1 protein-coding gene is annotated in these 3410 nt (G+C 49.1%); it reads left to right on the top strand.

Annotation, left to right across the window (positions count from 1 at the left end):
* The coding region (gene nifJ, locus DP73_RS21855) for a pyruvate:ferredoxin (flavodoxin) oxidoreductase (protein ID WP_034602524.1) at positions 1-3408 on the top strand (3408 nt) is incomplete at its 5' end.
* Positions 3409-3410 lie beyond the last annotated feature (2 nt).

Genomic DNA, 3410 nt, shown 5'->3' with positions numbered 1-3410 from the left:
GGGGTGGCTGAGGGTGGGTCGGCGGGAAGAAAGAAAAATAGTTGGGGTAAGCCGTTCCGGGTTACTGAAGTGCAAGCGGGGGGGGTAGGTGCCGGAGCGGTTCACGGTTCCCTTCAAGGGGGAGCTTTAACGACCACCTATACAGCATCTCAGGGGCTGCTTCTCATGATTCCCAATATGTATAAAATCGCCGGGGAATTATTACCGGCTGTATTTCACGTAAGTGCGCGTGCCTTAGCCGCCAATTCACTCAGCATTTTCGGGGACCATCAAGATGTTATGGCCACCCGCCAAACCGGGTTTGCTCTCTTGGCCTCCAGTAGTGTTCAAGAAGCCATGGATTTAGCAGCGGTAGCTCATTTATCAGCCATTAAGGGGCGTATACCGTTCCTGCATTTCTTTGATGGTTTCCGTACCTCTCATGAAATCCAAAAGATTGAAGTCCTTGAATACGAAGAATTAGCCGCTTTGTTGGATACAGAGGCTCTTAAAGGATTTCGTGGACGAGCGTTAAATCCGGATCATCCTGTCATACGCGGGACCACACAAAATCCCGATGTCTATTTTCAAACTCGAGAGGCCGTTAATAAATTTTATCAACCCATACCGAGCATTGTTGAAGGATATATGCAGGAAATCAACAAGTTGACCGGGCGGAACTATCAACTTTTCAATTACTATGGAGCAGAAGATGCTGAGCGGATCATTATTGCCATGGGATCAGGTTGTGATGCCATTCGGGAAACCATCAACTATCTCAATGCCCGTGGTGAAAAGGTAGGACTTCTTGAAGTTCACTTGTATCGACCCTTTTCTATCGAGCATTTCCTTCAAGCGATTCCCTCGAGCGTTCGGAAAATTGCCGTTCTCGATCGGACCAAGGAACCTGGAGCGGCGGGCGACCCCTTGTATCTAGATGCTAGGAATGCCTTTTACCGTAAAGAAAATGCCCCGATTATTGTCAACGGACGTTATGGCTTGGGTTCAAAAGATTTTACGCCTAGGGACATTGCCGCGGTCTATGAGAACCTCAAACTGGACGATCCCCGAAACGCATTTACTGTCAGCATCGTCGATGATGTCACTTTTTCCTCCTTGCCGGACTATCCGGAGGACATCTATACAACTCCACCAGGAACGACGTGTTGTAAATTCTGGGGACTTGGCTCGGATGGAACCGTCAGTGCCAACAAGAGTGCCGTTAAAATTATCGGGGATCATACGGACTTGAATGCTCAAGCCTACTTTGCGTATGATTCCAAAAAATCCGGAGGGATAACGATTTCTCATTTGCGTTTCGGCAAAGAGCCGATCCAATCGTCGTACCTCGTGACTCAGGCTGACTTTATCGCTTGCCATAATCAGGCCTATGTTCGTCAATACGATGTACTTACAGGCTTGAAACGCGGTGGAAAATTCTTCTTGAACTGTCTATGGAAACCGGAAGAACTAGAAGAAAACCTCCCCGCTCCCATCAAACGTTATCTGGCGGAAAACGAGATTGAATTTTATATCGTGAATGCTGTAGGAATTGCTCAAGAAGTGGGTATGGGTGGACGGATTAATATGATCATGCAAGCCGCCTTCTTCAAACTTGCCGATATTATTCCGTTAGAAGACGCTATCCGCTACCTAAAAGAGGCGGTTGTCCAATCTTATGGAAAACAAGGTCAAGCCGCCATCGACAAGAATTATGCCGCAATTGACCGAGGTATTCGAGAACTGGTTCGAGTTGAGATACCGAAATCCTGGAACGACACCGAAGCGGATGAAGCCGATGCCAGCCGGGAATTACCTGAATTCATCGAGAAAATTATGATCCCGATGAATCGGCAAGAAGGGGACAAGCTTCCGGTCAGTGCTTTTAATGGCAGGGAAGATGGAACCTATCCGCTGGGGGTAACGGCTTGGGAGAAGCGAGGGATTGCTATCCATGTCCCTGAATGGCAGCCCGACCAATGCATTCAGTGTAACCAATGCTCGTTCGTTTGCCCACACGCTGTCCTTCGCCCACAGCTGGCCACTGAGGATGAACTCCAAAACGCGCCGGACGGTTTCCATACTCGACCGGCGACCGGAAAGCCAGGTTTACAGTACCATTTAGCGATTTCGGCGATGGATTGCACAGGCTGTGGCAACTGTGTTGAGGTGTGTTTAGCCAAAGAAAAGGCCCTAGTGATGAAACCCTTAGCGCTACAGCGTCCTCGATGCGAAGAGCGGTGGGAATTCTCCCGGACGATTTTGCCGAAACCCAATTCCGCTAACCAAAAATTGACGATCAAAGAGAGTCAATTTGCTGAACCGCTGATCCAATTCTCCGGAGCTTGCGCAGGCTGTGGTGAAACCCCCTATGCCAAGCTGATTACTCAACTGGTAGGGGACCGGATGATGATTTCGAATGCCGCAGGGTGCTCAACGGTTTGGGGAGCGAGTGCTCCATCGATATCCTATAGCACCAACATGTTCGGACGAGGTCCAGCTTGGGGATTCTCGCTCTTTGAAGACAACGCTGAATACGGTTTTGGCATGCATCTGGGAGTAAGCCAAGTTCGACAAGCTCTGGCGGGAAAAATAAGTGAAGCGTTGCAGAAGGATATCAAGGAAAGCCTGAAAGCAGCCCTGGAAGACTGGCTGACCCATAAGGATGAGGGGATCGGAACTCGAGAACGAGCCGACCGTTTAATTGCTGAGCTGGAAGCCCAAACAGGGAGCGATGACCTCTTAGGTGAGATCTACGAGCGACGGGACTTCTTCGTTAAACGATCCCAGTGGATCTTCGGTGGGGATGGTTGGGCTTATGACATTGGGTATGGTGGTCTAGATCATGTGTTAGCTGCCGGTGAGGATGTCAATGTCTTAGTGTTTGACACTGAGGTTTATTCCAATACAGGGGGTCAGTCTTCGAAATCCACGCCGACTGCAGCCCTGGCGCAGTTTGCTGCGAGTGGGAAGAAAACCCGTAAAAAGGATCTCGGAGTGATGGCCATGTCCTATGGATATGTCTATGTAGCGCAAATTGCAATGGGAGCCGATAAAAACCAAACTCTCAAAGCGATTGCTGAAGCAGAAGCTTACCCCGGACCATCACTGATCATTGCCTATTCCCCCTGTATTAACCATGGGATTCGGGCGGGGATGGGAAAAAGTCAGCTGCAAGCGAAAAAAGCTGTGGAAGCGGGCTACTGGTCGCTCTATCGCTACAACCCTCTATTAAAAGAGGAGGGCAAAAATCCATTTAGTTTGGATTCCAAAGAACCTACCGCGAGTTTCCAGGAATTTATCAACAGTGAAGTTCGATATTCAGCGCTCTTTAGGCAATTCCCGGAAACGGCTCAGGCACTCTTCGATAAGGCTGAGCGTGATGCTAAAGAGCGGTTGGAGAACTATAAGCGACTTGCTTTATATTAAAT

Origin of the sequence: Desulfosporosinus sp. HMP52, assembly GCF_000765145.1 — a bacterium.
GTDB lineage: Bacteria > Bacillota > Desulfitobacteriia > Desulfitobacteriales > Desulfitobacteriaceae > Desulfosporosinus.
Note: the sequence above shows the minus strand (reverse complement) of the source record. Positions and strands in the feature narration are given on the sequence as shown.